General features: G+C 37.1%; 26 protein-coding genes. 16 read left to right on the forward strand and 10 right to left on the reverse strand.

The features are described from left to right. Window position 1: 1 nt before the first annotated feature. Window positions 2–910, reverse strand: a complete 909-nt coding sequence (locus VXM77_RS00180) for an MBL fold metallo-hydrolase (protein ID WP_338506521.1) — start codon at window positions 908–910, stop codon at window positions 2–4. A gap of 389 nt (window positions 911–1,299) precedes the next feature. Between VXM77_RS00180 and VXM77_RS00185 the strand changes: the two genes are divergently transcribed. After that, on the forward strand, window positions 1,300–1,920 hold the full coding sequence (locus VXM77_RS00185; protein WP_338506524.1) for a hypothetical protein: 621 nt from the start codon (window positions 1,300–1,302) through the stop codon (window positions 1,918–1,920). Between the two features lie 319 nt (window positions 1,921–2,239). Here VXM77_RS00185 and VXM77_RS00190 read toward each other — a convergent pair whose 3' ends face one another. Continuing rightward, a complete protein-coding gene (locus VXM77_RS00190; RefSeq protein WP_338506527.1) occupies window positions 2,240–2,716 on the reverse strand; it encodes a flavodoxin family protein in 477 nt (158 codons plus the stop codon). Between the two features lie 190 nt (window positions 2,717–2,906). Between VXM77_RS00190 and VXM77_RS00195 the strand changes: the two genes are divergently transcribed. The 4 genes from VXM77_RS00195 to VXM77_RS00210 all read left to right on the forward strand — a co-directional run bounded on the left by VXM77_RS00195 (window position 2,907) and on the right by VXM77_RS00210 (window position 6,506). After that, entirely contained in the window at window positions 2,907–3,449 is a 543-nt protein-coding gene (locus tag VXM77_RS00195) for a sigma-70 family RNA polymerase sigma factor (protein WP_161831484.1), read from the forward strand. Window position 3,450: 1 nt separating this feature from the next. Continuing rightward, complete coding sequence (locus tag VXM77_RS00200) at window positions 3,451–4,902, forward strand: DUF4179 domain-containing protein (protein WP_338506530.1); 1,452 nt, start codon at window positions 3,451–3,453, stop codon at window positions 4,900–4,902. A 158-nt stretch (window positions 4,903–5,060) separates the two neighbouring features. After that, on the forward strand, window positions 5,061–5,852 hold the full coding sequence (locus VXM77_RS00205; protein ID WP_338506532.1) for a hypothetical protein: 792 nt from the start codon (window positions 5,061–5,063) through the stop codon (window positions 5,850–5,852). Between the two features lie 174 nt (window positions 5,853–6,026). Continuing rightward, entirely contained in the window at window positions 6,027–6,506 is a 480-nt protein-coding gene (locus VXM77_RS00210) for an SH3 domain-containing protein (protein WP_161831490.1), read from the forward strand. Window positions 6,507–6,548: 42 nt separating this feature from the next. On the opposite strand, the gene VXM77_RS00215 is transcribed toward VXM77_RS00210, so the two are convergent. Next, window positions 6,549–7,874 (reverse strand): MATE family efflux transporter, encoded by a 1,326-nt coding sequence (locus VXM77_RS00215; RefSeq protein WP_237658894.1) that lies wholly within the window; start codon window positions 7,872–7,874, stop codon window positions 6,549–6,551. A 71-nt stretch (window positions 7,875–7,945) separates the two neighbouring features. On the opposite strand from VXM77_RS00215, the gene VXM77_RS00220 reads away from it, so the two are divergent. The 4 genes from VXM77_RS00220 to VXM77_RS00235 all read left to right on the forward strand — a co-directional run bounded on the left by VXM77_RS00220 (window position 7,946) and on the right by VXM77_RS00235 (window position 10,934). Further along, window positions 7,946–8,749 (forward strand): MerR family transcriptional regulator, encoded by an 804-nt coding sequence (locus tag VXM77_RS00220; protein ID WP_161831492.1) that lies wholly within the window; start codon window positions 7,946–7,948, stop codon window positions 8,747–8,749. A 107-nt stretch (window positions 8,750–8,856) separates the two neighbouring features. After that, the gene (locus VXM77_RS00225; RefSeq protein ID WP_338506534.1) at window positions 8,857–9,675 is read left to right on the forward strand and encodes a helix-turn-helix transcriptional regulator; all 819 of its coding nucleotides are present in this window, start codon (window positions 8,857–8,859) and stop codon (window positions 9,673–9,675) included. Between the two features lie 25 nt (window positions 9,676–9,700). Beyond that, window positions 9,701–9,925, forward strand: coding sequence for a hypothetical protein (locus VXM77_RS00230; RefSeq protein ID WP_338506536.1), 225 nt, complete (start codon window positions 9,701–9,703; stop codon window positions 9,923–9,925). A 178-nt stretch (window positions 9,926–10,103) separates the two neighbouring features. Beyond that, a complete protein-coding gene (locus tag VXM77_RS00235) occupies window positions 10,104–10,934 on the forward strand; it encodes a metallophosphoesterase (RefSeq protein WP_161831496.1) in 831 nt (276 codons plus the stop codon). 30 nt (window positions 10,935–10,964) lie between these two features. On the opposite strand, the gene VXM77_RS00240 is transcribed toward VXM77_RS00235, so the two are convergent. Together VXM77_RS00240 and VXM77_RS00245 are read right to left on the reverse strand one after the other, a co-directional pair. Next, window positions 10,965–11,612 carry an FBP domain-containing protein gene (locus tag VXM77_RS00240; RefSeq protein ID WP_262950769.1) on the reverse strand — a complete coding sequence of 216 codons (648 nt, stop codon included), beginning with the start codon at window positions 11,610–11,612 and terminating at the stop codon, window positions 10,965–10,967. A gap of 94 nt (window positions 11,613–11,706) precedes the next feature. Beyond that, entirely contained in the window at window positions 11,707–12,003 is a 297-nt protein-coding gene (locus VXM77_RS00245; RefSeq protein ID WP_338506540.1) for a CD3324 family protein, read from the reverse strand. Between the two features lie 317 nt (window positions 12,004–12,320). Between VXM77_RS00245 and VXM77_RS00250 the strand changes: the two genes are divergently transcribed. Next, window positions 12,321–12,530: a hypothetical protein gene (locus VXM77_RS00250; protein ID WP_161831502.1), complete on the forward strand. Its 210-nt coding sequence runs from the start codon at window positions 12,321–12,323 to the stop codon at window positions 12,528–12,530. A gap of 50 nt (window positions 12,531–12,580) precedes the next feature. Here VXM77_RS00250 and VXM77_RS00255 read toward each other — a convergent pair whose 3' ends face one another. Further along, window positions 12,581–14,557 carry a M28 family peptidase gene (locus VXM77_RS00255; RefSeq protein ID WP_161831504.1) on the reverse strand — a complete coding sequence of 659 codons (1,977 nt, stop codon included), beginning with the start codon at window positions 14,555–14,557 and terminating at the stop codon, window positions 12,581–12,583. A gap of 134 nt (window positions 14,558–14,691) precedes the next feature. Here VXM77_RS00255 and VXM77_RS00260 point away from each other — a divergent pair, with 134 nt between their 5' ends. The 3 genes from VXM77_RS00260 to VXM77_RS00270 all read left to right on the forward strand — a co-directional run bounded on the left by VXM77_RS00260 (window position 14,692) and on the right by VXM77_RS00270 (window position 17,492). Next, window positions 14,692–15,093, forward strand: coding sequence for a helix-turn-helix transcriptional regulator (locus VXM77_RS00260; protein WP_161831506.1), 402 nt, complete (start codon window positions 14,692–14,694; stop codon window positions 15,091–15,093). 284 nt (window positions 15,094–15,377) lie between these two features. After that, a complete protein-coding gene (locus tag VXM77_RS00265; protein ID WP_161831508.1) occupies window positions 15,378–15,986 on the forward strand; it encodes a hypothetical protein in 609 nt (202 codons plus the stop codon). A 219-nt stretch (window positions 15,987–16,205) separates the two neighbouring features. Then, window positions 16,206–17,492, forward strand: a complete 1,287-nt coding sequence (locus tag VXM77_RS00270) for an ISL3 family transposase (RefSeq protein WP_289461271.1) — start codon at window positions 16,206–16,208, stop codon at window positions 17,490–17,492. Window positions 17,493–17,596: 104 nt separating this feature from the next. Here VXM77_RS00270 and VXM77_RS00275 read toward each other — a convergent pair whose 3' ends face one another. Both VXM77_RS00275 and VXM77_RS00280 read right to left on the reverse strand, forming a co-directional pair. Then, the gene (locus VXM77_RS00275) at window positions 17,597–18,016 is read right to left on the reverse strand and encodes a hypothetical protein (protein WP_161831510.1); all 420 of its coding nucleotides are present in this window, start codon (window positions 18,014–18,016) and stop codon (window positions 17,597–17,599) included. 257 nt (window positions 18,017–18,273) lie between these two features. Then, window positions 18,274–19,644: a GntP family permease gene (locus VXM77_RS00280; protein ID WP_202618713.1), complete on the reverse strand. Its 1,371-nt coding sequence runs from the start codon at window positions 19,642–19,644 to the stop codon at window positions 18,274–18,276. Between the two features lie 351 nt (window positions 19,645–19,995). On the opposite strand from VXM77_RS00280, the gene VXM77_RS00285 reads away from it, so the two are divergent. Continuing rightward, on the forward strand, window positions 19,996–21,552 hold the full coding sequence (locus VXM77_RS00285) for an AbgT family transporter (RefSeq protein WP_161831512.1): 1,557 nt from the start codon (window positions 19,996–19,998) through the stop codon (window positions 21,550–21,552). A 77-nt stretch (window positions 21,553–21,629) separates the two neighbouring features. On the opposite strand, the gene VXM77_RS00290 is transcribed toward VXM77_RS00285, so the two are convergent. Together VXM77_RS00290 and VXM77_RS00295 are read right to left on the reverse strand one after the other, a co-directional pair. Beyond that, window positions 21,630–22,097 (reverse strand): hypothetical protein, encoded by a 468-nt coding sequence (locus tag VXM77_RS00290; RefSeq protein ID WP_262953762.1) that lies wholly within the window; start codon window positions 22,095–22,097, stop codon window positions 21,630–21,632. A 206-nt stretch (window positions 22,098–22,303) separates the two neighbouring features. Continuing rightward, complete coding sequence (locus tag VXM77_RS00295; protein ID WP_161831516.1) at window positions 22,304–23,017, reverse strand: pirin family protein; 714 nt, start codon at window positions 23,015–23,017, stop codon at window positions 22,304–22,306. A 347-nt stretch (window positions 23,018–23,364) separates the two neighbouring features. Here VXM77_RS00295 and VXM77_RS00300 point away from each other — a divergent pair, with 347 nt between their 5' ends. After that, entirely contained in the window at window positions 23,365–24,111 is a 747-nt protein-coding gene (locus tag VXM77_RS00300; protein ID WP_161831518.1) for a M15 family metallopeptidase, read from the forward strand. Between the two features lie 223 nt (window positions 24,112–24,334). Beyond that, a complete protein-coding gene (locus tag VXM77_RS00305) occupies window positions 24,335–26,029 on the forward strand; it encodes a M3 family oligoendopeptidase (RefSeq protein WP_161831519.1) in 1,695 nt (564 codons plus the stop codon). The last annotated feature ends 124 nt before the right edge of the window (window positions 26,030–26,153 follow it).

Consider the following 26,153-nt stretch of genomic DNA (forward strand, 5'->3'; position numbering starts at 1 on the left):
GTTAGTCTCCTTTTTGTTTAAGGGAAAGTGTTGAAGTGAGTTGTTGATTAACCGTAATTTGTTGACCATCACTTCGTATAATAATTGGACCATCACTTGTGAGTAATGTTTGAACTTGATATTTTGTTAAAAGATCAAGGACCTTTTGATCCGGATATTCATCTTCTGAGCACGTAATGATGCCATAATCAGGAGTTGTCATTTGTAATAGTTCTTCTAGATTGTCACTGTATTTTCCGTGATGAGGCACCTTTAATAAGGTGTAAGCATGAGGATTAGAAGCAAGGAATTCACTTATTCGAATGGCCTCAGCGTCTCCAGCAAATAAAAAACTCTGATTTTTATATGAGAGAGAGGTAATTAAAGAATAGTCGTTTGATTGTTCGTATTCCTCTCTTAGCGGAGCGGAAACAATAATGGTTGCGCTATTTACTTCAAGTACTGTATCACTTGTTAGAAGGGTCGGCTTAATGTCGTGTTTTTCAAGGGCCTTTACGTATTCTTTATGTTGTTTTGTATCCCGCGAATAGTTCGGTTGAATGACGTTTTGCACCTCGATGCCTTCATCTAAGATAATATCTGCACCTCCGATGTGATCTTTATCGAGATGAGAGATAATAAGGTAATCAATCGTATCAATGTTTTCTTTTTTTAAAAAATCGGTAATTGTTTCTCCATTTTCATCTAGTCCTGTATCAATCATTACTGTTTTATCTTGTATTTGAATGATGATGCAATCGGATTTTCCTGTTGCAAGTATGTCAATGGTTAATGGAGCAGGACTTAAATTAGCTTTTGTATTTAATTGGGGCCCGTTTGTTGACGTCGTCCCCTCACAACCAGATAGGCAGATTAATAAAGTAGAAATCAGTGAGGTAAAAGCTAGTTTTAAGGAAGAGGTTTTTCTCATATATAAAAACTCCATTCTATCACAACATTTTTAGCACACAATTCTCTAGTTAAAGAATAGCATAAATAGGGTTAAATCTCGGTAGTATTAATATATAAAAAACGTGAAAATTCATTGAAAAGATAAACGTGTCCATTAAATTTTTAGGGGAAATAAGAATTAGTTGGTCCATCATTGACCGATTTAACATGAGGTTAGGGAGTCCTTTTTTTATTCAATGACTCAAAACCAAAGACTATGTTTTAAGCGATAACTTATCGTTTACTTATAGTTTAAATCAGTTGAAATCATTTTAATCGAAAGGATCAAGAAATTTTAAAAAATTTAGTCGCATTTTTGAGTGAGGTGCGTATAGTAGTAGAGACCATGTTTTTTTGGGAGGGAGAGGCATGAAAAAGTGGGGAGCGCTTTTGTTTTTAATGACACTATTGGTAGGTTGTCATTCGGTGGATGGGAATGAGGAAATCATAGAAACTCCTTTGACACCGGAGGAGAGTGTGGCCTATGATTCTAACCAATCACCGATTGAAACAGATGGAGTTTTTGTCGAAAAAGAGGATATCAAATTATCGATTGAATGTCCGGTAGAGGCAACGATTAATTCTGCCGTCGATGCTTTCCACCTGACGATGTCAGAGGATCAACTCGGAGCCATTATTCATGAGCCAACAGTAGAGCAATTAGCCCAACTTGATTCATTAGAAGTGTTGCTCTATGAAGAAGAAGGATGGAGTGATCGTCTTTTAATTATACCAAAAGAAGTTGGAACAACGGTTGCGATTTACTCGACTTGGTATGATGGAGAGCGTTTTATTGATGAGGAGCCAGTTTTTAATGAAATGGTAATTGAACAGTTTCAGGTGATAGATGTTCGAAGCCGAGTTCCAGAAGGGATTCCTAATCTAAAAGTCGTGATGGAATATAAAGAGAAAAAGGTGGAGTATTTGATGACTTATGATGGTCGGGGAGACCGAGCACAGGTTGAATATTTAGAGGTAAGTGGGGAATAGACTTCGGTGCTTGTATAAAAAAATTCCTCATAGGGTGAGGGAGCATGTGATGAGTTAATGGATAAAGACCGTTTGCAGGGACTAATTGAACGGATGGATTTCATTTATTATTCTCACTTATTTACTTATTTGAACGACATGCTTTAAATCCAGAACATGTATGGGGATAAAATGAGCGTTTAGGAAACCGGTCCAACTAATTTTTTAATAGGGAGTTTGCCTATTATAGACCTTTGTTCATAGCTTTAACGTTTAAAAAGGTGTATCAATGAAAAAAGAGGTTATTATTTTAAAACAATAACCTCTTTTTTCATTGGTTTTAAATCGCCGCTTTTACCGCAGATAAGAGTCCGTCGATATCTTTTTCGTTAGGGTGATGGACGGATTCGGCTAAATTATTTTTAATCGCCTCGTATTTTTCAGGGACGGCTTCTCGGAGCTGTTCTTGTTTTTTTTCTGAAACTTTTCCTTGGCAAGCATAGGCACCGATAATGGTATTAGAAGCGGGAACAAGTGCTTTTACATTATTTAAAATTTCTTCAAAATAAGCGTCGGTATTATCATAACCTACGGTTCCAAAGATGAATACTTTTTTGTTAGTAAGCTTTTCGATAAAGGCCTGGATATCAGCTGAACATGAATTTTTAGTTGCCCAAAATCCAACAAAGATGACGTCTGCATTTAATGCCTCATTCGAGGGCTTTCCAACATAACTCGCTCCTAGGTGATTGTTGATTGCCTCAGCCAATTTTGCGGTGTTACCTGTGACGCTACTGTAAACAATTGAATAATTCATAAGATAATCTCCTTAAGTTATGGAAAAATAGGGTGCTTGATTGATAGAATAACCCTTAATAGGATTTGATTTTAAAAAATTTATATTCATGAGGATAAATTTTCGATGAAGAACAATATTTTTGCAACCTTTTAGAGGGAGATAGACTCTAAGAGAGTGAGGACAAAGGTCGGAAGATAAGGAGGATGAAATGAAGATTTTTAGGTGGGAGCAACGGTACAGTCAATTATCAGAGGTTCAATTAGTTAAGCGCGCGATGAAAAAGGACGATTTGGCTTTTTTGGAGTTAATGAGACGTTACGAGAACTATTTCATTCAGATGGCTTATCGATATGTGAAAAATGAGCAAGATGTGATGGATTTAATTCAGGAGTTAGCCTATCGAGGGCTTTTGAATATCCATCAATTAAAGGAACCGAAGTATTTTAAAACATGGATGACAAGGATTTTAATTAATTTAGCGATGAATCTTTGGCACAAGGTGGAGTTAAATGAGTTGGGTGAGGACCTTGAGGCCCCCTCTAAGGGATGCCTAATTGAAGAACGGATGGATTTGAATCGAGCCATTCAAAAATTACGTCCAGATTATCAGTCAGTGATTAAGATGCATTATTTTGAAGACTTAAGTATTGAGGATATTTCTATTCGGCTTCAACTAAAGCCGAATACAGTAAAAAGTCATTTAAGAAGAGGGAAAAAAGCACTTGAGACGATGTTGAAGGAGGATGTCTAAGATGAATTCAAAAATGTATGAAGAAGCAGTGATTAAAGGAATAGAACGGGCTAACCAGGAGATGAAGAAAAATAAGGGAGGGATAAAGTCTAAGAAAGTGGTCCCAATAGTGGCGAGTCTTTGTTTAGTTGGAGGAGTTGGGCTTAACCAACCACCGATTATTAATGCTTTAAAAGAAATTGGCGAGTCTTTTAATGAATTTTCAGGGTATTTATTTGGGGGGACAACCGAAAAATTTCAAAAGGTAGCAACGGAGATTGGCGAGTCAATGACAGATAAAGATTTGGTGATTACGGTAGAAGAAGTTGTATTAGACGATAATCTTCTTCTTATGGCGTTAACGGTAGAAAGTGAGTTTTTGAAGGGGTATGAGGGATTAAATGAGAATGATTTTTTCAATTTAGATTATCGTTTACGTGTGAATCATAGGATTCCTGAGGCAATGAATGCCTTCCGGGTACGAAAAATTGATGAAAAAACGGGAGCAATTATTATTGAGGCGGATCTTTCAACTATTAATTTAAAGGATGAAGTGATGATTGAATTAGGAGTCAATCGAATTGCGCGTGGATATAACTTTATAGAAGGGAAATGGGACTTTAAATTTAAGGTTGCAAAATTGGAAGGAACGGAAGAGTTTCACCCTAATGTCAAGACAGCGTATGAGGATACATCTATCTCACTTAATCGATTGATGAAAAGTTCGCTTGCTACAACATTTGAATTGGAGGTTAAAGGGCAAACTGTTAACGAGGTTCGCTATCAGTTAGATCAATTAGTTGTAAGGGGATCAAACGGATATATTTACGAGCCTACATTTATTTCAGAAAATTTCGATGAGAAATCCAAAGAATATTCAGGGCGCTTAAGGGTAGATTCAGATATGGATGGACTGGAATGGCTAGAACTTTATCCAAGAGAGGAAATTGCTCGCCATGTTCAGGTCGATGGTTGGACGTATGAAATATATCAGACACCGAATAAGCCTATCTTTTCGGATGAATATGAGAAAGTTACACGTTTACCAAACGAACAAGAACTAGCAGCAGGATATGGATTGGATGACGTGACGTATTATATTAACGGTCAATTACCGACAGAATTTAAACCGTTAACGGAATACATCTCTGATGAAGTTTGGGTTAATTCAACAGAGAAGGTCACGATTGAAAATGTGGAATTACAAAATGATGAGGTTGTTGTCACTGTAAAAATACCATCGACTTATTCGGAACGTAATTTAGCGCGTCTTGTCTTATTTGATGAAACAATGAACGATTATGCAGCGCGCGAAGGACAATTAATTGTTGCCCCCAAAGACGAATCACAAGGAATTTATCAAATTAAATTAGACGCCATTGACACTAACAAAATGTATACAATAGCTCTGCCTCTGATGCCCGAAACAAATGAAGAGGTGGCACCATGGTGTTTAAGAGTACCCTTAAAATAAAAAGTGAAATCTGATAGGACTCCTGATTGTTAGGGGTCTTTTTTTTCTGGGGGGATAATGTCAGTTAAAAAAGTTAAAGAAATTTGTTATAATTAATCGAAAGTTAAATCATGGGGCACGAGATGATTTTAAATGAACGATATGGGAGGAATGTGAAGATGGGAAGAAAGATGTATCAAGTTGTTAAATCAAGGGGGCTTCAAATTGGATTATCACTAGCAGGTGTAACAGCTGTCGCACTTTGTGCGTCGTTATTGACGGTAAAAATAGAGTCTGCGCAAGCCAAGGAAAAGGATCAGTCCGTAGAACCGGTGTTACTAGAGGCCAAAGAGTTTAAAGTTCTTCAACGCGCGACGTTAGACGTTAAGCCAGAGGAAGATGAGGCTAATGTTAATGAGGAAAATCAGTCCATGGAATCGGGGGTTGTTGAACCGTCAACGGAACAAGTAATCCCACAACCAACGGTTGAAGAGCAGACACCCCCACAGATAAATGAGGTAAAAGAACCTGAAGCGACAGTAGAAGAGACGCCTACTGTGAGCGACCCATCAGCTGCTCACTTATTAGGACTACAAATGAACGCCAATCACCTAGGTGCGATTATTCATCGACCTTCTTCGGCACAGTTATCAGCACTTCAACAGTTAAATGTAGCTGAATATCGCGAAAATCTTGTCGAAGAACATGTGATTATTGTTCCAAACGAGGTAGGTTCACGAGTTAAGATTTATCAACTGAAATTTGAAGAGGGTGATTTAGTAGAAGATGGCATCGTCTTTGAAAAATATATAGCAGATGAGCATGATGTGGTGTCTTTAAAATGTTATATTTCGGGTGGAATTCCTAATTTAAAAATCGTTGTTGAGGCACCAAATGGCCGTTTCGAACATATTTTAACGGCAGATGGCGTAGGTAATCGTCCGGCGACGGAGTATTTTTCGGCTTATTAATCAAGAAAAAAATCTCTTCTCCTTGCGTTAAGCGGTGAAGAGATTTTTTAATGGCTGATAATGTCAGCTGAAATTACATCATTATTCTACAAAAATATGATATGATTAGTTATAATAATATAATTCTCGATCGATTTAGTGATATTTTTACAAGTGTTAATGAGGAGGGTTATCATGCAACCAAAGAAAAAATCAAAATCGAATGAACAAGTCATTTCATGGACGCAACGAATTGGGGTCTCATTTATTGGGTTATTAACGGCACTAGGGGCTGGACTTATTATGTATACCGGGGTAATGGCGGCAACGTATGAGCAACCAGAGGCTGAGAATGAATTTATTGTTTATGATGAGGGCCAAGATAAAAATCAGGTAAACCAAGAATCATCGGATCAAAATTCGGCAGCAAATTCTGAAGGTGAAACGCCTGCTACGCCAACTGAAGATAAAGAAACAGATCATTCCGTTGCTTATTGTAATATTGACGGCGTTAACGTCCGTAGTGAAGCGGCAACAGGGACCGACATTATCGGAAATCTTGATGCGGGAGATGAAGTAACCGTCTTAAATCGATATTATAATGATGAATGGGTACAAATCTCTTTTGAAGGACAAACTGGGTATGTGTACGTGGAGTATTTAGATTTTGAATAATGATAAAAAAAGGGTCATCTCCGGTTGGAGATGACCTTTCTTTTAAGCATAGTGATAATAGTTCCCATAGCGCTTCATTAATAAAAGTGAAAAAATAAGGGTCACAGCCTCTGAAAATGGAATGGTGAGCCATACACCGTAAACCCCTAGGAGGGTTGGAAGCAGGATGATTCCAACTAAGACAAGAATTAAGGTTCTTAAAATAGAAATAAAGGCTGAGATTTTCCCATTTGAAAAGGCAGTAAACATGGCAGAGGTAAAGATATTTAAACCAACGGGTAGAAAACTAATCGCAAATAAATTGAATCCGATCAAGGTTAAGTGATAAAGTTCATTCTTTCCGCCCGTAAATAGTTTAATCAGTGGCGAAGCAAGAATGAGGGCAAGGGCAAACGTTGCTACGGAGGCAACCATTAGAATTCGGTAACTATAACGAATCAGTTTTCTTAGATTTTCATGGTTATTTTCACCGTAGTTGAAACTAATGAGTGGGGCAGCACCAGATGAAAATCCAAGGTAAGCGGACATTAAGAAAAATTGAGCGTATAAAACAATGGTAATCGCAGCTACCCCTTTCTCGCCAAGATAATGAAGCATGGCTAAATTGAAAAGTAAGGTTGTGACAGAACTTGAAAGATTCGTGACCATTTCAGAAGAACCATTTCCCATACTTTTTAAGATAATCGACCACTCTAACTTCGGTTTAGTGAAGTGGAGGTAGTTTGTTTGATTCATAAAATAAATGAAACCTAAGATTGCAGGAACTAATAGACCAATGGCGGTAGCTAGGGCGGCCCCTGCAATTCCTATCTTAAAGACAACGATAAAAAGGTAGTCTAAAATAATGTTTGTCACACCACCGATTACCGTATAAAAGAGACCACGTTTCGGTTGATTAGCAGTAACCATGAAGTAATCAAAGAGTGATTTCAACATAGTAGTCGGCATAAAAATAGTTAAAATCGTTCCATAAGCATAGGCATGTTCGTAAATATTGTCAGTAGCTCCTAATAATCGTAAAAGTTTTGGGAGAAAGAGTAACTGAAGAAGCATTAAAAAGAGACCAATTGCAAGGGTAACAGCTACGATTAATGAAAAATGTTGCTTAGCTTGTTCAGGTTTCCCTTCCCCAAAGTTTTTCGCCACAATGGCACTTCCCCCCGTGGCGAACATGACAGCAATCCCGTTGAGGGCAACCCATAAGGGTAAAAAGATATTAATCGCGGATAGGGCATTTTGTCCGACAACTCGTGAGACAAAGACCCCGTCGATAATCGTATAAAGTGATAAAAAAATCATCATAATCATCGTTGGGAATGTAAAAACCAAAAATGATTTGAGTGTTAACTGCTTATTTGTTAAAGACATCTTAATAAATCCCACCTTTCGGTACTATCATATAGTATACGGTAACCGTATAGTCAAGAGGAGGACAGTAAATGAAACAATATATTACAACTGGTGAATTCGCTAAACTGTGGGGCATCAAAAAACAAACGCTTTTTCATTATGATGACATCGGCATCTTTCAACCGATAATCAAGCAGGAGAACGGGTACCGTTATTACAGTTATCAACAGTTTGAAGTTTTCGGAGTGATTACGGCATTAAAAGAGTTAGGAATGTCTCTGAAAGAGATTAAAGCTTATTTAGATAGTCGGAGTCCAGAAAATTTATCACAACTCTTTTTACAAAAGATAGAGGATATTGATCGAGAAATTGAATATTTGAAAAAAATAAAGCACTTTATGAAAGAAAAAATAGAAATAACAGAGCAGGCCATCACAATAAATAAGGATGCCATTGAGTGTTTACACCTAGAAGAAGAGTATTTAACGTTGAGTCCACCTTTAGATTATACGAGCCATCATGGTTTTTTTAATCACCTGGCTGAATTTATGCAGGAAAGGGGATTGAATTATTTATCAGCCATCGGTTGTATGATTGACGAAGAGCATTTGAATTCTTCAGAGTATGGTCATTATAGTTATTTATATTCAAAATCTGATAAGAGGAAGGAAAGAGCACCATTATTTTTAAAACCAAGAGGGACGTATTTAATGGCGTATCACCAGGGGGATTACGAACTATCCTATCAAACATATGATCGCATAAAGGCATTCGCAAAAGCTAATCACCTTGAATTTGAGGGCTATGCGTATGAAGAGTTTATACTCGATGAGGTATCAGTGAAAGGATACGAAAATTATTTATTAAAGATTCAAATCAAGATCAAAGATTAACTCATGGTTAAAAAAGTCAGCAAATGTTTAACAGTTGGGTTATGGTGGGTCAGTTTGAGGAACGTTTATAATAGGAGTATAGATTGTTTGTAGGAAGGGATGGAAGGATGAACTTAAAAATTGGTGAGGTTATTTATCGTTTGAGAAAGGAACATCACTTGACGCAGGAACAGTTAGCACAGGCAATTGGCGTATCGGTTCCCGCTGTTTCTAAATGGGAAACGGGGACAACATATCCGGATATTACGTTATTGCCAAAGATTGCTCAGTTTTTTGAATGTAGCATCGATGAACTGATGGCGTATGAACAAAAATTGACGCCTCAGCAAATTAATCAGTGGGTCGTAGAATGTAAAGAACTAGCGAACAAACGTTTATTTGGTGAAATGATTGAAAAATGTACGGGCTATTTGAGACAGTATACAAAAAGTAATGAGTTGAAATTGGCTATTGCCTCGTTTTACTTAATGGAAAAAGGGTTTGCGCCAAAGGATATTTTAGACGACTTGTCAAAACAGGTCATTTCATTACTTGAAGAGGTCGCAAGTGGAACAGATGCCTCTTTAATGAATCAAGCAAACTATTTATTAGCGGGAATCTATATTCAAAATCAAGAGGATGAAAAGGCAGAAAAGATTTTACTTCAAATGCCACGCTTGACCTTTCATCCGGATGATTTATTAATTGCTATTTATCTTCAGCGCAAAGAAAATAAGGAGGTTAAACAACGAATTCAACGAAGATTGTTTAACCATCTGTCATCTATTCGCATCACCTTAGGACATTATCGTCAATTTTGTGTGAAGCAAAATCAGTCTTTGATGACGGAGCGGTTGTTGCAGATAGAGGGGGCGTTAATCGAACTTTTTGAGTTGGAAGCATTATTTAGGGTTAGTTATACATTAGAAAAAATTATTTTTTTTTAGTCGTCAACATCGTGAAGAAGAGGTCATGAGTCAATTAACAAAAATAATCGATCAACTTGAACACACAACTATGAAAATGCCGACGCCTTTATTCGGTGAACTAGAGTTGAATGAAAGTCTTCAGTCAGAAAGGTTTCCGGGACTGTTGCTCCAGTTAATCGTAACGGATCCTACATTTGAGGGGATTCGTTCGCGAAAAGAGTACCCGGAGTTGATTAAAAGACTGGAGGGTATCCTTCAAGCAGATTAATTAGGCAGTTGTTTCCTTGAAAAAAATTCCTTATATAATAAGGATAGAAAAAATTTTGAAAAAAATCGCCTTCGACATATTATCGGAATAAATTCTAAAAAAAGAGTTTGTGATTTATTTTTAATGAGAGTACAATATAATCTTGTAAAGATAACGTGAGAGTATAGAGGATGAGGCGATGAAGGTATTACTGAAGTGTTTAGGTTGGTTGATAGCGATTGGAATAGGAGTCGGTCTTTACGCAACATTTATTGAGCCAAAGTTGTTACATGTTGTTTCCCACGAAATCGTGAGTGAAAAGGTGAAGGGTGAAACGATTAAAGTTGTTCAGTTTTCGGATACACATATCGGTGAATTTTTTTCAACGGAGGATCTTAAGAAGGTTGTGAACAAGATTAATGAGCAGTCCGCCGACTTAGTGTTATTTACAGGGGACTTGATGGATAACGCAGCTAAGTATGAGGGAAGTTTAGAGGAAGTTCAAAGAATCCTGTCTACCATAGAAGCGACAGATGGGAAGTATGCTGTCTTTGGAAATCGCGATTATGGTGGCGGAGCCGAAAAATTTTATGAAGAGTTAATGGAAGCAGCGGGATTTAAAGTTTTACTGAATGAGCATGAGGCGCTAACAATTAAGGGAACGACCTTAAATTTATATGGCGCCGATGATGCTTTGATAGGGTATTATAATCTCAATCAAACGGTGCAGGGGATGGAGGAAACGAATTTAAATCTCCTCATGTTACATGAGCCAGACCTAGTCAACGAGTTTGTTGGTTATCCCATTGATCTAGCGTTAGCTGGGCATAGTCATGGGGGACAGGTTTATCTTCCATTTGTGGGTCCTTTGATGACAACGGCACTCGGCCAACAGTATGTTCGTGGCTTTTATGAAGTTGGAAATCAAATTTCGCTTTATGTGAATACAGGAATCGGAAATACGAAGGTACCGTTTCGTCTATTTAATGTGCCGCAGGTGACCGTGTTTGAGTTAAAAGCAAGAGAATAATGAAAAAAAGTCTAGAAACTCTAGACTTTTTTATTTAATATTATTAACCTCTTTAAGAAGCCCCTCTAATTTTTCAGTAGATGTGATACGCTCATTGCAGGCTGCACTATCTAAACAAGCGAAAAAACCGATGGAACGATAATTTTTATTTCCCTTACAAAGAGGGGAGACAAAAGCAACTTCACTTTTAGGCCCCATATGATGACAGAGGGCGCACACGTTTGTCTGTTTATTTTTGGCTTCCGTGAGTCGGCAAGCCATCCCTAGTAATTGTTGATGATAGCGGTGGACGATAAAGAGTTTTTTCGTCGCTAAATCAAACCAACCGAGATAAACACACGGACGTTCCAATACTTCACTCGAAGGGAGTTTCAATTTTTTTTCTTTCTTAAAGAGTTTAGAAATCTCACTCGCTGTAATCGGTGGGTTTGTAAAAATGTAAGGTTGTAATTGGTTTAAAAAGACATCGATGTCGTGGGAATCTTTGAGAGCCGTGATATCGAGTAATTTTTTTTGTTCAGGAAGGAGATGACTGAGGTGCGAAAGAATTTTATCTTGAATGTAATCACGACTTGCATCTCGTGTCCGATAATCGTTACACGTTCGCAAGGCATTATTTAAGTCTTTTAATCGTTTTTTTATGTAGTTATACTCTTCTTTTTTTAAGAAGGCTTCCATGAAGAAATCACTCCTTTTCCTAGATAAAAAGCTGATGCGATGATCATCAGCTCTTTTATAATTAGTATAACAGGAGGGTGAGAGAGGCGCTAGCTCATCTTTGATTCTGTATCAACGATGGGCCCTTTTTTTGTTGGGCAATAATGCGCCGAATACTTTTTTCTGATAGAAAGTGGAGGTGGGCCAATTCAGAAATTGGGATTCCCGCGAGATAATGTTCGTAAATGTCCCGATTTCGTTCGAGTAGGCCTTTTTTAGCTCCATTTTTTTCACCCCATGATTTTTGATTTTCTTGTTTTCGTGGGATATAAAGATATTCGCCATCGATATAATCTTGAATTAAAGTTAAAAGTTCTTCAGGTAAGATAGATTTTGCGTTCGTGTACTTCATCATTTTGCTCCTTTACGGCTAAATTTATACAGTCGTAAGAGCAAAGAACGCCATATTGCTTTGTTTAAAAGAACCTAGTTATGATTTTTTCTCAGCTATTAAGTGAACGAGGCTCCAAACAAAGCATAGCTGACTTTGACGTTCCTTGCGTGGAGCAAACTGATTTAAAAATGAAAGTCTTTAAAACAGTCACGAGCATCACCCCCTCATCTCATAGGTTTATTATACGACTAATTAGGGAAAAGAAGAAAGACGGAAGTTAATGACAAGAGGAGGATATGCTATAATGGTAGGAGAAATAGATCAGGAGTGGTGAGATGAAGCAGGGAAGTTTATCACTAATAGGTGCGATGATTGGGTGTTTAGGATTAATAATTTCTTCAAAAGAGCTGATGGATATTCTATGGCCGTTTGGTCCATATGTTGTGTTCATTTTGCGTTTGGCGTATGTGGTTGCATCAGGAATACTATGCTACCTTTCATTCAAGTTATTAGTCTTAAATATGAAAGGTAAACATCAAGCGTAACTAAAAACCCCCTACTGTCCTCATCCTTGAGTGACAAAGGGGGTTTTTAGTTATAGAGTTAAAAGACGACGCATTTTTCGGATGATTTGTTTGAGGTTTCTTATTTCTTCCACCATTACTTGATCTTCTTGGATTTTTTCATAGGCGAGGAGAGATTTTAATTGGCTAATTTCATGACAAAGATCGTCGTTGGCGTGTTTATGGAGGAGGGAATCGATAAGTTCATATAAGTTAATCTGGCTGACGATTAGGTTTTTTCCCCATGTCATATGTTTGTCGTCTTGGCTAGTAGATTGTTTGAGAAAATACTCATAAGTGTCTTGGTCATAGTAGAAAGCATAGAGATTGAGGTCAACACGGCAAAGTTGTTCAACAGCGGATTTTAATTTTTCTTGTTTTAACAACCGGAGCGCCTCTTTCAAGTGAACCATATTTTTTTGATAAGCTTCATGCGGAAAAATAGTTGTTCCATCCCAAGTTAATCGAACGAACGACTGTTGAATTTTTAAATACAGCTCGTGAAGTTGAATATTCATGAGGTGACTCTTCCGAGGTGAAAGGGGGGCAAATTGAGTGAATGTATAAAGATGACGTGCTAAATGTTTTGCCGTTTGAAGAAGAAAATAGAGTTCTTTATGGGAATGATACGATTGAAAATCAAGACTCTCTTCAAATGCTTCGAAGAACTTCTCAAATTTAAGCGGCATAATTTTCATCTGATCAAATAAGATGATGAATGTTCCATAAAGTTTGTGGCAATACTCAAATGCGGGATAACTAAAATGATGAGTGATTTCATCATAGGATGTTTGACGAAGGATGAAATCCTGTTCGTGAGTGGGGCGGTAGCTAATGATGGTTGGAATTCCACTTTGTGAATACGAAAAATCGTCACTTACAATAGTAGTTGGTGCATCGATGACACAGCCATCTGGATAGGGACATCCAGGTACGAGTTTGGAAATGGATCGAATAAAATCCTGATACCCTTCTGTCGTTTTAATATGATGGGATTGAAAGTCATCATAAGCAACAAACCCTTCAAGATTAATTGCCACCATCGCCTCTTTTGCCCACTCAGGATGATTTTTAGTAATTTGTTGATAACCGCCAATGGACCAATTAAAAGAAGACTCACTTAGTCCCCATTCTTTAGCACCATGGGCGATAAAGACCAAGGTTTTATCGGGAACGTAATGACTCTTGATAAGTGCTCGGGCTAATCCTAGTAATAAGCCGCACCCACAGGCTCCGCTGTGGAAATTATAAAAGAGTCCGTCATAGTGGGACATAATAAGGATGCGCTCATGTTGATTTTTCCCTGGAATTTCACCGATGATATTGTAAGATGGCTGGTCTTTTAAAATATGGCTATAGCAATTAAGAACAACAGGTAGGGTTTGATTTTTAGAGCTGGATAATTGTTTTTTCAACATACAAGCATCTTGCAAACTAACGGCAAAGGCTGGAATATCAACGGGTGCATTGAAATTTTCGTAAGTGAGTGCATCAGCAGGAAGCTGCTGATCGTCCCGCATTGGAGCGGCGATGATTCCATAAGCACCTTTTTGTCTTGCTTGTAGGGCACAAATCCCAATCTGGCATCCGATATAGGTGTCTAAGTCAACGAGAACTAGCTTGTTCTTGACGTCTATGTTTTTATATTCATTTTTAGTCCCTTTTCCAACGTAAACGAGATCGAGGGTTAGGTTTTCTTCAATACAGTGCGTTGCGTAGGCGCAAAGGGTGAGTTGATGGAGTCTTTTTTTGCGATCAAGGTAGTGAAGGGTGCTTGTCTTGAATTCCCAGGAATCGATGGTGATTTCTTCTTTGCGAACATCGGATAAACCGATTTTTTGAAACTGATGATATAAAAATTGGCCAGATGACTTTTCTGACGGTGATCCAGCCGTACGAAATCCGAGCGTTTCGTTTGATCCTGATTGAGAGAGAGTACCGGCTACATAAGTGGCGTAATCAACATTAATTGCATCATAAAAATGATTTAATTCTTCTTGATAAGTCATAGCATGACTCCTCCTTTGATTCTTTCCTTCTATATCATAGTAAAAAAGGTAGAAATAGGTTCCAATCCTAAAGGAGAAATGTATATCTATTTCACTTCGTGAATAAGATAGAAGTACAAAGGGGGAAATATAAGATGGAATTTAACGAAAAACTACAACTACTACGGCAAACAAAAGGGATTTCCCAGGAAATGTTAGCAGAAGAAATTGGGGTACCGAAGAAATTAGTGGTCGATTGGGAAGCAGGAAAAGAGTTGCCAGATATGCATAACTTAATGGCAATTTCGGATTGGTTTAACGTGAGTTTGGACGAATTACTGCGTGATCGCATTCACTTGGATACACTAAATCGGTTGGGGTTTTTTGAGCAGGAAGAAGAGCTTGTTCAAAACGATTTTCTTGAAAATCTTATTTTAATTGTAGGCATGATGCTGATGATCATGAGCTTTATTTTTAATCACTTTTTAATAGGTGCTATATTTGGTCTTTTAGGAACCGGGATATACTATGGGATTCGTTTGAAAAAACAAAGATAATCAAACATAAAAAAGCAAGCTCCTTGTTTAATGAGGAGCTTGCTTTTTTTATTTATCTATTGAAAAAATAAGACAAATTTGTCCAAACTGCAATAGTTATTGTCTAGTTAGCATCAAAGGGTATGAAGTTGTCAACAACTACGATATACTTCTATTTATTGGATGGATGTTCACTTGTTAGGAATTATAATAGGTGGAATTAACTTCAACCAATAGGTAGAAAGGAGGATTATCTTCGGAATAGGGAATAAAGTAGCGAGTTTTAATAATAGGGAGTGAGTAAGATGAAGAAAATAGTATTTATGATTGGAGCAGTCATAGTCTTTTTAACTGGAGTTTTGATTCTTTCAATCCATGTTGATTTCCGTCATGAGGAAGAAGACAATCAGGAGATGACGCAAAAGGTCGAATTCGTTGAGGTTATCGATGGAAAAATTAGAATTGATGAAGTGTATACAACGTTAGGTGTTCCTAGTGATTCAGTTTATGTGACAAGGGAAGTCTTAGGTGAAAAAACAGTGGTATCTGTTTTTGATAAAGAGAGTCAAACTTATTTATTTGGGTTTGAGGAAGAGGGGACAAACCCGAATGCCCGTGGAGCATATACGAAAACTGTTTCAAAGATTACTTCTTCAAATGGGGCAGAAGCTAAATTACAAATGGTTTTAGAGTGCTATCAGGATAGTAATCATCGTCAAATCAATAAAATTAAATCTACAAAATGGATTGCAGTTTCAGGATCAATTTTAGAATGTGAATACACTTCGTATATTTCAGATAAAAATGATCAAGGTGTAGGGACAAAGGCGCGCATGTTTGGGACAGTTAAGATGAAAAAAGGTTCGGATTCAAATATTTGGACGAGTATCGATCACACGTATTCATTAGACTAAAAGGTTGGCGAAATTTTTTTAAAGAAGAATATAGCACCTAAACAAAAGGAGGTCTTCCAGTGGAAAGACCTCCTTTTGTTTACGCGTTATTAAGGTTCTATAATATTTAGTGTTGCTGATTAAGCAGCACTTTTTTCATAGGATAAAAAAAAAGAGACTTCAAGTCTCAATCCTGTTACAATGTTATCGACTAAAACAATATTGAAAGGATAAGATTTAATGTCTCACTCATATTTTACTAGAAAACTTTTAAATATTAAAGATAAAAATATTACATTTTCAGAAGATTATCTTGAGGAAGTGAAGTTGAACGGAATTACTAGCTTTATCTTTAAAGGTATTCTTACGTATCAACCGACTCATTGTCAAAAATGCGGAACCCTATTTGATTCAAAATTTAAGAAGCATGGATTTAAAACCTCTCGAATTGTCATTCCAAAAGTCTCTCTTCACGATACCTACTTAGACCTAAAAAAACAGCGTTATTATTGTGGGCATTGCCAGTCTACTTTTACACTAAGTACTTCAATTGTTGAAAAGAACTGTTACATTTCTTATCATACGAAACACGCCATTGCTTTAGAGGCCCAAAATAAAATTTCTGAATGTGATATCGCACGTCGCCATCAGGTCTCTCATTCAACCGTCAATCGAATCATCCATAGCTTTTATGAATCTCAAACCTTAAACCTTAATTATTTACCTGAAAATCTCTGTTTTGATGAATTTAAATCCGTTAAGTCTGCTGAGGGGCATATGTCTTTTATTTTTTGCGATGCTGACTCAAAACAAATCATCGATATCGTTGAAGATCGTCGTTTAAACTCCCTTCAAGCTTATTTTAAACGATACACAAAGGAAGCACGTCATCGAGTAAAAAATATTGTGATTGATATGTACGCTCCTTACATCAGCCTCATTAAGGATCTTTTTCCTCATGCCCAAATTATCATTGATAAATTTCATCTCGTTCAACATCTCTCTCGTGCACTGAACAAAACTCGAATCCGATTCATGAAAAAGTTCAAAAAGCATGGTCGTAAATTCAAACGTTATTGGCGCTTATTTTTAAAATCTCACGCTTTACTTAATACCACCACTTATCGATCAGTTTACTGCTTTAAACAACCCATGCGTGAAATTGATATCTTAAACTTTCTACTTGATTTATCTCCTGAATTAAAAGCAACCTATGATTTATATCAAGAGTTACTTTTCGCTCTTCAGACAAAAAACTTAAAACGATTTAATCATTTACTCGAAACGGAACATCCGCTTGTTTCTCCTGAGTTTCAAACGGCTTTCCAAACCTTTAAAACTTATCAATCCTATATTAAAAATACACTCTCAACTCATTACACAAATGGTCCCATCGAAGGAATTAATAATAAAATTAAGGTCATTAAGCGTATTGCCTTTGGATATCGTAGTTTCTATCACTTTAAATCTCGTATTCTCATGGTTCAAAATCTAACAAAGCCTAAAACGAAAATCCTAGCAGCATAGCTACTAGGATTTCGATTTGAATTTTCGTTGTAACAGGTTACAAATTAATCAGCAACACTATTTGACAAAGAACCGTTATTAATCGGATTGTGAACTACTGACGTTTAACGGCTCGTTACTTTTAGGGTATAGGTTCCAGAAGTTTCTGCTTTGGCTTGAACAACAAATGTTCCGCTATTTGCTGGAATTTCTGCAAAAGTAACTGTTTTTCCCGGCTTAATCGTCTGGGGTTTCCCCTTGATTTCCCCTTTATTATTTAATATTTGAACTTTAATGCTCCCTGGGTTTCCTCCATTATTGGTTACGTTAACGTCTGCTTTAAAAAGATTATTATCTCCTATGACATTACACCATTGTCCTGCAGTTAAATACGTTGATCCACTCCAGTTTAACCAAGCTTTCGAGTTTTGTTCTCTCTGTTTAATCACAATTTCATCGGGTGTTGAAGCAGTGATAGAATTTGCATGCCATCCTACTCCTAATAATGTTAAACATGTGAAACTAACTACGAATCCCTTTTTCATCCTATATCCTCTCCAACTATCATAAGTTTATAGGAAAATCATAACATATTTTATTCAAAGGAGAGAAGAAAAGTACAAAAATAGATAATAACATCCCTTATTATTTCATCTGACGTGATTTTGTCGGGAGAGTTGTGGCATCCCTTGCTCAGAAGGTGAGTTTTAATTCATGAAAAAGATAGGGCATAAAAAATTCCTAGCGCGAAGACTTGGTTTTGTCTAAGCACTAGGAATTTTTTATTTGAAGTTCGTTGGCTTTATCGATAGACGAATGAGGTCAGTATAACGATGAGTGCTGTCACTGTAATTGGAATGATGACGGATGTGAAGAAAATATCTTTATAAGATTGTTTGTGGGTGAGGCCGAAGATGGCGAGTGTCGTAATGACGGCACCGTTATGAGGAAGGGTATCGAGTCCACCGGAAGCTAGAGCGGCGATTCGGTGAAGAAGTTCAGGAGAAATACCAAGAGGTTCACTCATTTGTAAAAAGGTAGGGGCAAGGGCATTTAAGGTAATGCCGAGTCCGCCAGAGGCTGAAGCCGTTAATCCACAAATGATATTAACTGAGAGGGCCTCAGTAATAATAGGATTAGGAGAAAGATTTAAAATCATCGTTTGAATACTGGCGAAAATGGGAAGAGTTTTGATGATGCTACCATATCCGACGATAGCACTTGAATTAAGTAGGGGAACAAAGGAATTTTTGACCCCTTGGTCGAGAACGGATTGAAGATTTTTTATTTTCCCAATATTCAAGAGGAGAATTAATACAATAGCAATCACGATGGAAATAATGACGCTCCATGTTCCAGACTGGCTATCGAGTGTCGTGTTGTATTTTTCTAAATAACTTCCATCTATATAAGGATAGTAAAATTTTGAAAAGAAGAGATTGGCGCTAAAAATAACAACGATGGGTGCGAGGGCTAACCAAATAGACGGAGTTTTTGATGGAATTTTTGTCTTTTGCTCCATACTCTCCCCATAACCTTCGTTAACTTTTTTCGCACGGGCTGCTTGATTGTTGAGGTAAAGCATCCCTAATCCGAAGATGAGGGCGCTCGCAAGGAGTCCAATTCCTGGAGCGGCAAAGGTGTCAGTTTTGAAGTAGGTCATAGGAATAACGTTTTGAATTTCGGGCGTTCCTGGAAGGGCAGTCATCGTAAAGGTGAAGGCTCCGAGTGCAATGGTTCCAGGGATTAAACGTTTGGGAATGTCCGCCTCTTTAAATAATAAGGTGGCGATAGGGTAAAGAACGAAGGCGACGACAAAGAGTGAGACACCCCCGTAGGTCAGTAAGGCACCAGACAGAACAACAGCTAAAATCGCACGTTCAGGCTTTAACCACCGAATAATCGTGTGGGCGATCGCATGGGCATATCCCGTTTCCTCCATCAGTTTTGCAAAAATGGCTCCGGTTAAGAAAAGTGGAAAGTAATTTTTAACGAATCCAGCAAATCCATCCATATATACAAGCGTATAGTTTGCCATGAGATGACTATCAAACCCAAACGTTAAAAGCAGCGTGACGAGGGCGACGATCGGCGCCGTGATAATCGTCGAGTACCCCTTATATGCAAGAAACATAATGGTTCCTAACGATAAAATTAAAATAATTAAATGCATGATGATAAAACCCTCCTTGAAGTTTTTTTTCCGAGTTAAAAGAGCACGAGCCTTACTTTTATTGCCTATCTATTTGATAAATCCAAACGAGCCTTCAAAAAAATAGGTAGGGGAGTAGGAAGAAAAAAGAAAGTTGTATAAATAAGTTTGGCGTGATTATTATAGGAGAAACAAAGGTATTTCACAAATAATATGCAATTTTTTACCTCATTTTATAAAATAATGAAAAAATATTACAAGTACAATCAGAATTTTCTTTTCAGAAAGCGTTTTAAGGGGATATAATTAATTATGTTTAACTATTTAAACGGGAATCCCAAATAATGGGAAAGGGAATCAAGGAGGAATAATATGAGTGAGCAAAGGAAAAAGATTGGTATTTTAGATCGGGTGGAGAGGATTGGGAATGCCCTGCCGCATCCGGCAACAATTTTCTTAATTTTATCAGTTGTTATCGTTGTGTTATCAGCGATCTTATCAGCAACCGGGTTATCAGTTACGTATGAGGGGATTAATCGTGCGAATAATAATGCGGTTGAAATGATGACAGTAACGGTTAACAGTTTACTTTCAAAAGAAGGGGTTCAGTATTTATTTAGTTCTGCAGTAACGAACTTCACTGGGTTTGCACCACTGGGGACAGTCTTAGTCGCGTTACTCGGAGTTGGACTTGCCGAAGGAACAGGATTAATTGGAACATTATTAAAAAAATTAGTAATGAGTACGCCAAAACGTTTAATTACGGTTGTTGTGGTGCTTGCCGGTGTTTTATCAAGTATTGCATCTGATGCAGGATATGTTGTTTTAATTCCGTTAGGAGCGATCATTTTCTTAAGTATGGGACGTCATCCATTGGCCGGATTAGCAGCAGCGTTCGCCGGGGTATCTGGTGGATTTAGTGCTAACGTGATGGTCGGGCCAACAGATTCATTACTGGCTGGATTAACAACAGAAGGTGCGAAATTAGTGGATCCAAATTATGTTGTTGGTATTCAAGCTAACTGGTGGTTCTTAATTGCTTCAACAGTATTAATTACAATCATCGGAACGGTTATTACTGAAAAAATTGTTGAGCCTCGTTTAGGAAAATATACAGGTGACGCAAAAGTTGAAGACCATGAAATGAAGGTTTCAACAGAGGAGCAACGTGGATTACGTTTTGCTGGAATTGCGACACTGTTAATGATTATATTATTTGCTGTATTAGTTGTTCCAGCGAATGGTTTCTTACGCGGAACGGAAGCAGGAGTTCAAGGGGTTTTAAATTCTCCATTTATGAATTCAATGGTTGTTGTGATTGCGTTAGTATTTGCAGTGGCCGGAATCGCTTATGGATTTGGAGCTAAAGTTGTAAAAAATGATAAAGATGTAATGAATTTGATGGGTAAAAGTATGGCATCAATGGGATCATACATTGTCTTAGTCTTCTTTGCCGCTCAATTCGTTGCTTACTTCAATTATTCAAATTTAGGAACAATTATTGCTGTTAAAGGGGCTGACTTGTTAACGGCGATTGGATTACAAGGAATTCCACTTGTTATCTTATTTATCTTAGTGGTGGCATTCATTAATATCTTCATGGGATCAGCTTCAGCTAAATGGGCAATCCTAGCACCAGTTTTTGTGCCAATGTTAATGAAGGTCGGATTCACGCCAGAATTCACTCAGATGGCTTACCGTATTGGTGATTCAACAACAAACTTAATTTCACCATTAATGAGTTACTTCGCCTTAATCGTAACATTTGCAGCGAAGTACGATAAAAAATCTGGAATTGGTACATTGGTTTCAACGATGGTGCCGTATTCAATTGCCTTATTAATTGGATGGACGATTTTATTAGTTGTTTGGTTTGTACTACGTTTACCATTAGGGCCAGGTATTGAAATTTTCTTACCAGGATTTTAATTAAATGAAAAAGACTTAAGCACTTGCTTAAGTCTTTTTTTGTGTCATTTAAAAATCTCCTATCGAGTTTGAGACGATTATCTCTTCTTGAATAAAATATAAAGTCCCAAACCAATAAGAAAAATTGAAAATAAAAATAGATAAGAAACGAAAAAATTTAAGTAGAGGAATAGGGCGATGGTGCAAAGGATTGTAATAGGAATGAGTAGACCTTTATCCTTGACATCAAAGTAATAGAGCTGATAAAGACCAAAAGCAACAGTTAATAAATAAAGTGGTGCGGTAAAATCTGAATATTGCCACTTGGTTAAAATTTCAAAAAGAGAGATTAATCCAATGGCAGATAAAATCCCCCCGGGTACAAGTTGACCGGGGTTTTTTCTCGTTTGAAAATAATTGATTTCAAAATAGAGCCCCGGAATTAAAACAAATAAAAACCAAAGATTATCGAGGATGACGGTATCTAAATGGAAGGCGTAAGTAAGGAGTGATAGTCCCCCGATAAGGATTAAAACACTTCCGATAACGAGTTGAAATGGTTTCATAAAAATTCCCCCTTCACGAATTAACATACCATGTCTAGATGTGATTCGAAAGGGGGAAAATATCCTACTTTTTATGAAGCAATCGATAGTCGCTTGGCATCATTTCCTTTAGCTTTTTAAATCTAAAAAATTAATAAACGGTTGAGATTTGACAAAAGATAATAAGAATCAACAGATAAAAAAAGAGCGATTAAATCGCTCTTTTTTTACATATAAGGATGACTCGATTTAGGCATCTCGATGACGATAAAGTGGGAAGTATGGGTTGCCGCTATATGAATTTCATCTTCGATAATTTCAAGGGCATCCTGTTCTTTAAGGGCAATTCCGTTCGCTTCGGAAAAACCTTCAATTTGCATGAGATAGGCCTGTCGACCTAAAGGGACGTTAATGGTTGCTGTATTTTTCTCATCGAGAATAATAGTATAGATGTTCACGTCCTGGTTTATGGTGATGGGCGCATCCCCATGAATATCAGAAACCATGTGGAGCCATTGGTTGTGACGTGCCTCGAAGTCAAAGTGGTAATCCCCGTGTGTTTGGTGACGATGATGGGGTTGTGGGGAAATCCCAATCTCTAAAACCCGAGTGGGTTGAGCCGTGTTGTTCGATCGGATTTGTTCAACATCTGATGCTGCGCTCATGTAGTGCATTTGTCCGCGTTTGAGAACGCAATTGTGTCCGTGTTGATCGGTATAGGTTAGTTCGCCGTCAACAACGTAGGTAAGTGTCTCGATATTGTTATTAGTTGTTGTCTTATAGACGGAATGAGGAGAGATAAGGTTGTCATTTAAAACACGTAATACGCCAAAGTTAATTTTTGTCTCATCAAAATAGTCTGCAAATGAAAAGTGATAGACTGTTGATAACCAGTCAAATTCAGCGCCACCCATTGATTGATGATCGAGTTTTCTAAGCATGTGAATCACTCCATCTCCTGAAAATTTAGGCGGTTGCCTATTACTAGTATCAGTTTGTCTTGGGTAACTATACGGCGAAATAGTTGGATAGTTCAAGCAGAAATTAGGTCGACTAGATAATAATTAGAAATTTTATAAAATTTTGCTTTTAAAATTATTTTTTAATTTGTGGTTAAAAATATTGCTGTCTTTAAATTAGGAGGGAATTTGTCATTTATTAACTAATCCTTCAATTCATCTGTGTAAGAAAAAACGAATCGTTATTTTTGAGTGAAGGGAATGTTTAAAATTAAAAAAAGATGCTCAATAATAAAGAAACTAGTGAATTGAAGAGGAGGCGCGTGATAATGAATCGAATGCGAATGTTTTTAATTGCAATGAGTGGACTATTTTTAACGATAGGGATGATTACCGTGTTTTTATTTCAAACGCAACTGAAGGAGAAGGAAACAGACATTCCCACCTTTTATCAGGATGTTGTGGAGATAGAAAATCCGGCTAGTTTCCGTGCATTAGTTAATAAAAATTATCGTTTACCTGCTGATTATGAACCATCGGATTTAGTTCTTTTAGACGTGCCCCTTTATAATAAGGATAAGAATAATGAGGCAAACTATTTAAGAAAAGAGGCTGCACGTGCCTTAAAGAATTTATTTGAAGCCGCTTATAATGAGAAGGGGTATGAATTAATCGCGCGAAGCGGCTATCGTTCGTATGACACACAGGTGATGCTTTACGACCGTTACGTTAAAGAAGATGGGGTAGAGGCAGCTGATACTTATAGTGCGAGACCTGGGCATAGCGAGCATCAAACAGGATTGACGATTGATATTACATCCGACTCCGTTCATGGGGGATTAACTGAAACATTTGGTGAAACTGATGAAGGAAAGTGGGTGGCCGAAAATGCCCATCGATTTGGTTTTATTATCAGGTACCCTGAGAATCGCGTTGATGAGACCGGGTATCAGTATGAGCCTTGGCATCTTCGTTATGTAGGAACTGAGGCGGCGACCTCTATTTATAATGATCAATTAATTCTTGAGGACTACGTGCTTAATGTGATGAAACAAATGAGCGTTCTGTGGGACTGAGGAGACTAAGATCGTTCTAGAACCTTACATTTTTGTACGATAGCCTAGAAAATTTCAAAAAATTCATGGCAAAAACTTACAAAACAATTTTAAATGGCATATAATAGAAATATCATCTTAGGAAATGGGGAGGCTTTAAAGAACCTAAGCATGATTTGTTTGATAAAGAACATACTATTTATAAGTTAAACAGAATTTTTTGTTAAAGTTAGGAGTGAGTGATATGAAATTTTCGGAATTTAAATACACCAGACCAGATTTTGATCAGTATAAGAAAACTATGGATGAATTAACGAATCAATTTAAACAAGCATCTGATGCAGACGCTCAGTTAGAACTTGTAGCAAAAATTAATAAGGTGCGTAGTCATGTTGAAACGATGGCGACATTAGCTTCTATTCGTCATAGTATTGATACGCGCGATAAATTTTATGATGAGGAACAAACTTATTGGGATGAATATAGTCCACTGTATGAAGAAGTTAACTCTAGTTTTTATGGAGCGATTGTTCATTCACCTTATCGTAAAACTTTAGAGGACAAGTTTAGTAAACAGTTTTTTACGATTTTAGATTATCGCTTAAAATCTTTTTCTCCGGAGATTATTTCGGATTTACAAGAAGAAAATAAATTATCTAGTGATTATACGAAATTAATCGCCTCGGCTAAAATTATGTTTGATGGTGAAGAACGAACAATTCCCGGAATGGGAAAATATTTATTAAGTGAAGATCGAAATGTTCGTGAAGCGGCTTCGAATGCGAAGTATGGATTCTTTGAAGCACATGAGCAGGAGATTGATGAAATTTATGATCAACTCGTTAAGGTGCGTACCCGTATTGCTAAAAAGTTAGGATTTGAAAATTTCGTGGAGCTTGGATACATTCGGATGATTCGCAGTGACTATACACCGGAGATGGTAAAAAAATTCCGTCAACAAGTTCTTGATTATATTGTGCCCGTTGCATCTTCATTATATAAACGTCAAAAAGAACGTTTAGGATATGGAGAACTTAGATATTTTGATGAAAAGTTTGAGTTTACCACAGGAAATGCGACACCGAAAGGTGAACCAGACTGGATTCTAGAAAATGGTGTTAAGATGTATCATGAACTTTCACCACAAACAAAAGAATTTTTTGATTATATGGTAGAGACTGAGTTGTTGGATTTAGTTAATAAGCCAGGTAAAGCGGGTGGAGGTTATTGTACATATATACCGGATTATAAATCTCCATTCATCTTTTCAAATTTTAACGGAACATCGGGAGATATCGATGTGTTAACCCATGAAGCAGGTCATGCTTTTCAAGTGTATTCATCACGTTGGATTGAAATTCCTGAATTAAACTTTCCAACTTACGAAAGTTGTGAAATTCACTCAATGAGTATGGAATTCTTTACATGGCCATGGATGAATCTCTTCTTTAAAGAAGATACAGAAAAATATAAATTTGTTCATTTAGGTAGTGCGATTAAATTTATTCCTTATGGAATCACTGTAGATGCTTTCCAACATTTCGTTTATGAACATCCAGAGGCAACACCGGCAGAACGTAAAGCTGCTTGGCGTGAATTAGAAAAACAGTATTTACCGCATAAAGATTATGAAGGGTGTGACTTCTTAGAGCGAGGAGGTTGGTGGTTCCAACAAGCTCATATTTTTAATAGTCCATTCTACTATATTGATTACACACTTGCCCAAATTTGTGCCTTACAATTTTGGAAACGAATGCATGATGATCGAGAAGATGCATGGAAGGATTATGTTCGATTATGTGAGGCCGGAGGAACGAAATCTTTCTTAGGACTTGTTGAATATGCCCATTTGAAATCGCCATTTGAAGAAGGATGTGTAAGTTCAATTATTTCTGATATCCAGGCGTGGTTAGAGCAAGTAGAGGATAAAAAATTATAATAAAATGATTATCCACGGATGTTAAAAAGTGATGGGAGGACATTTTCCCATCACTTTTTTCGTTTTGTGTATAGTTTATACAAATTTAGTATTTTATTCATCCTCAATCCGTAGTATGATAAAA

This window comes from Turicibacter sp. KK003, assembly GCF_037014675.1.
Lineage (GTDB): Bacteria > Bacillota_I > Bacilli_A > MOL361 > Turicibacteraceae > Turicibacter > Turicibacter faecis.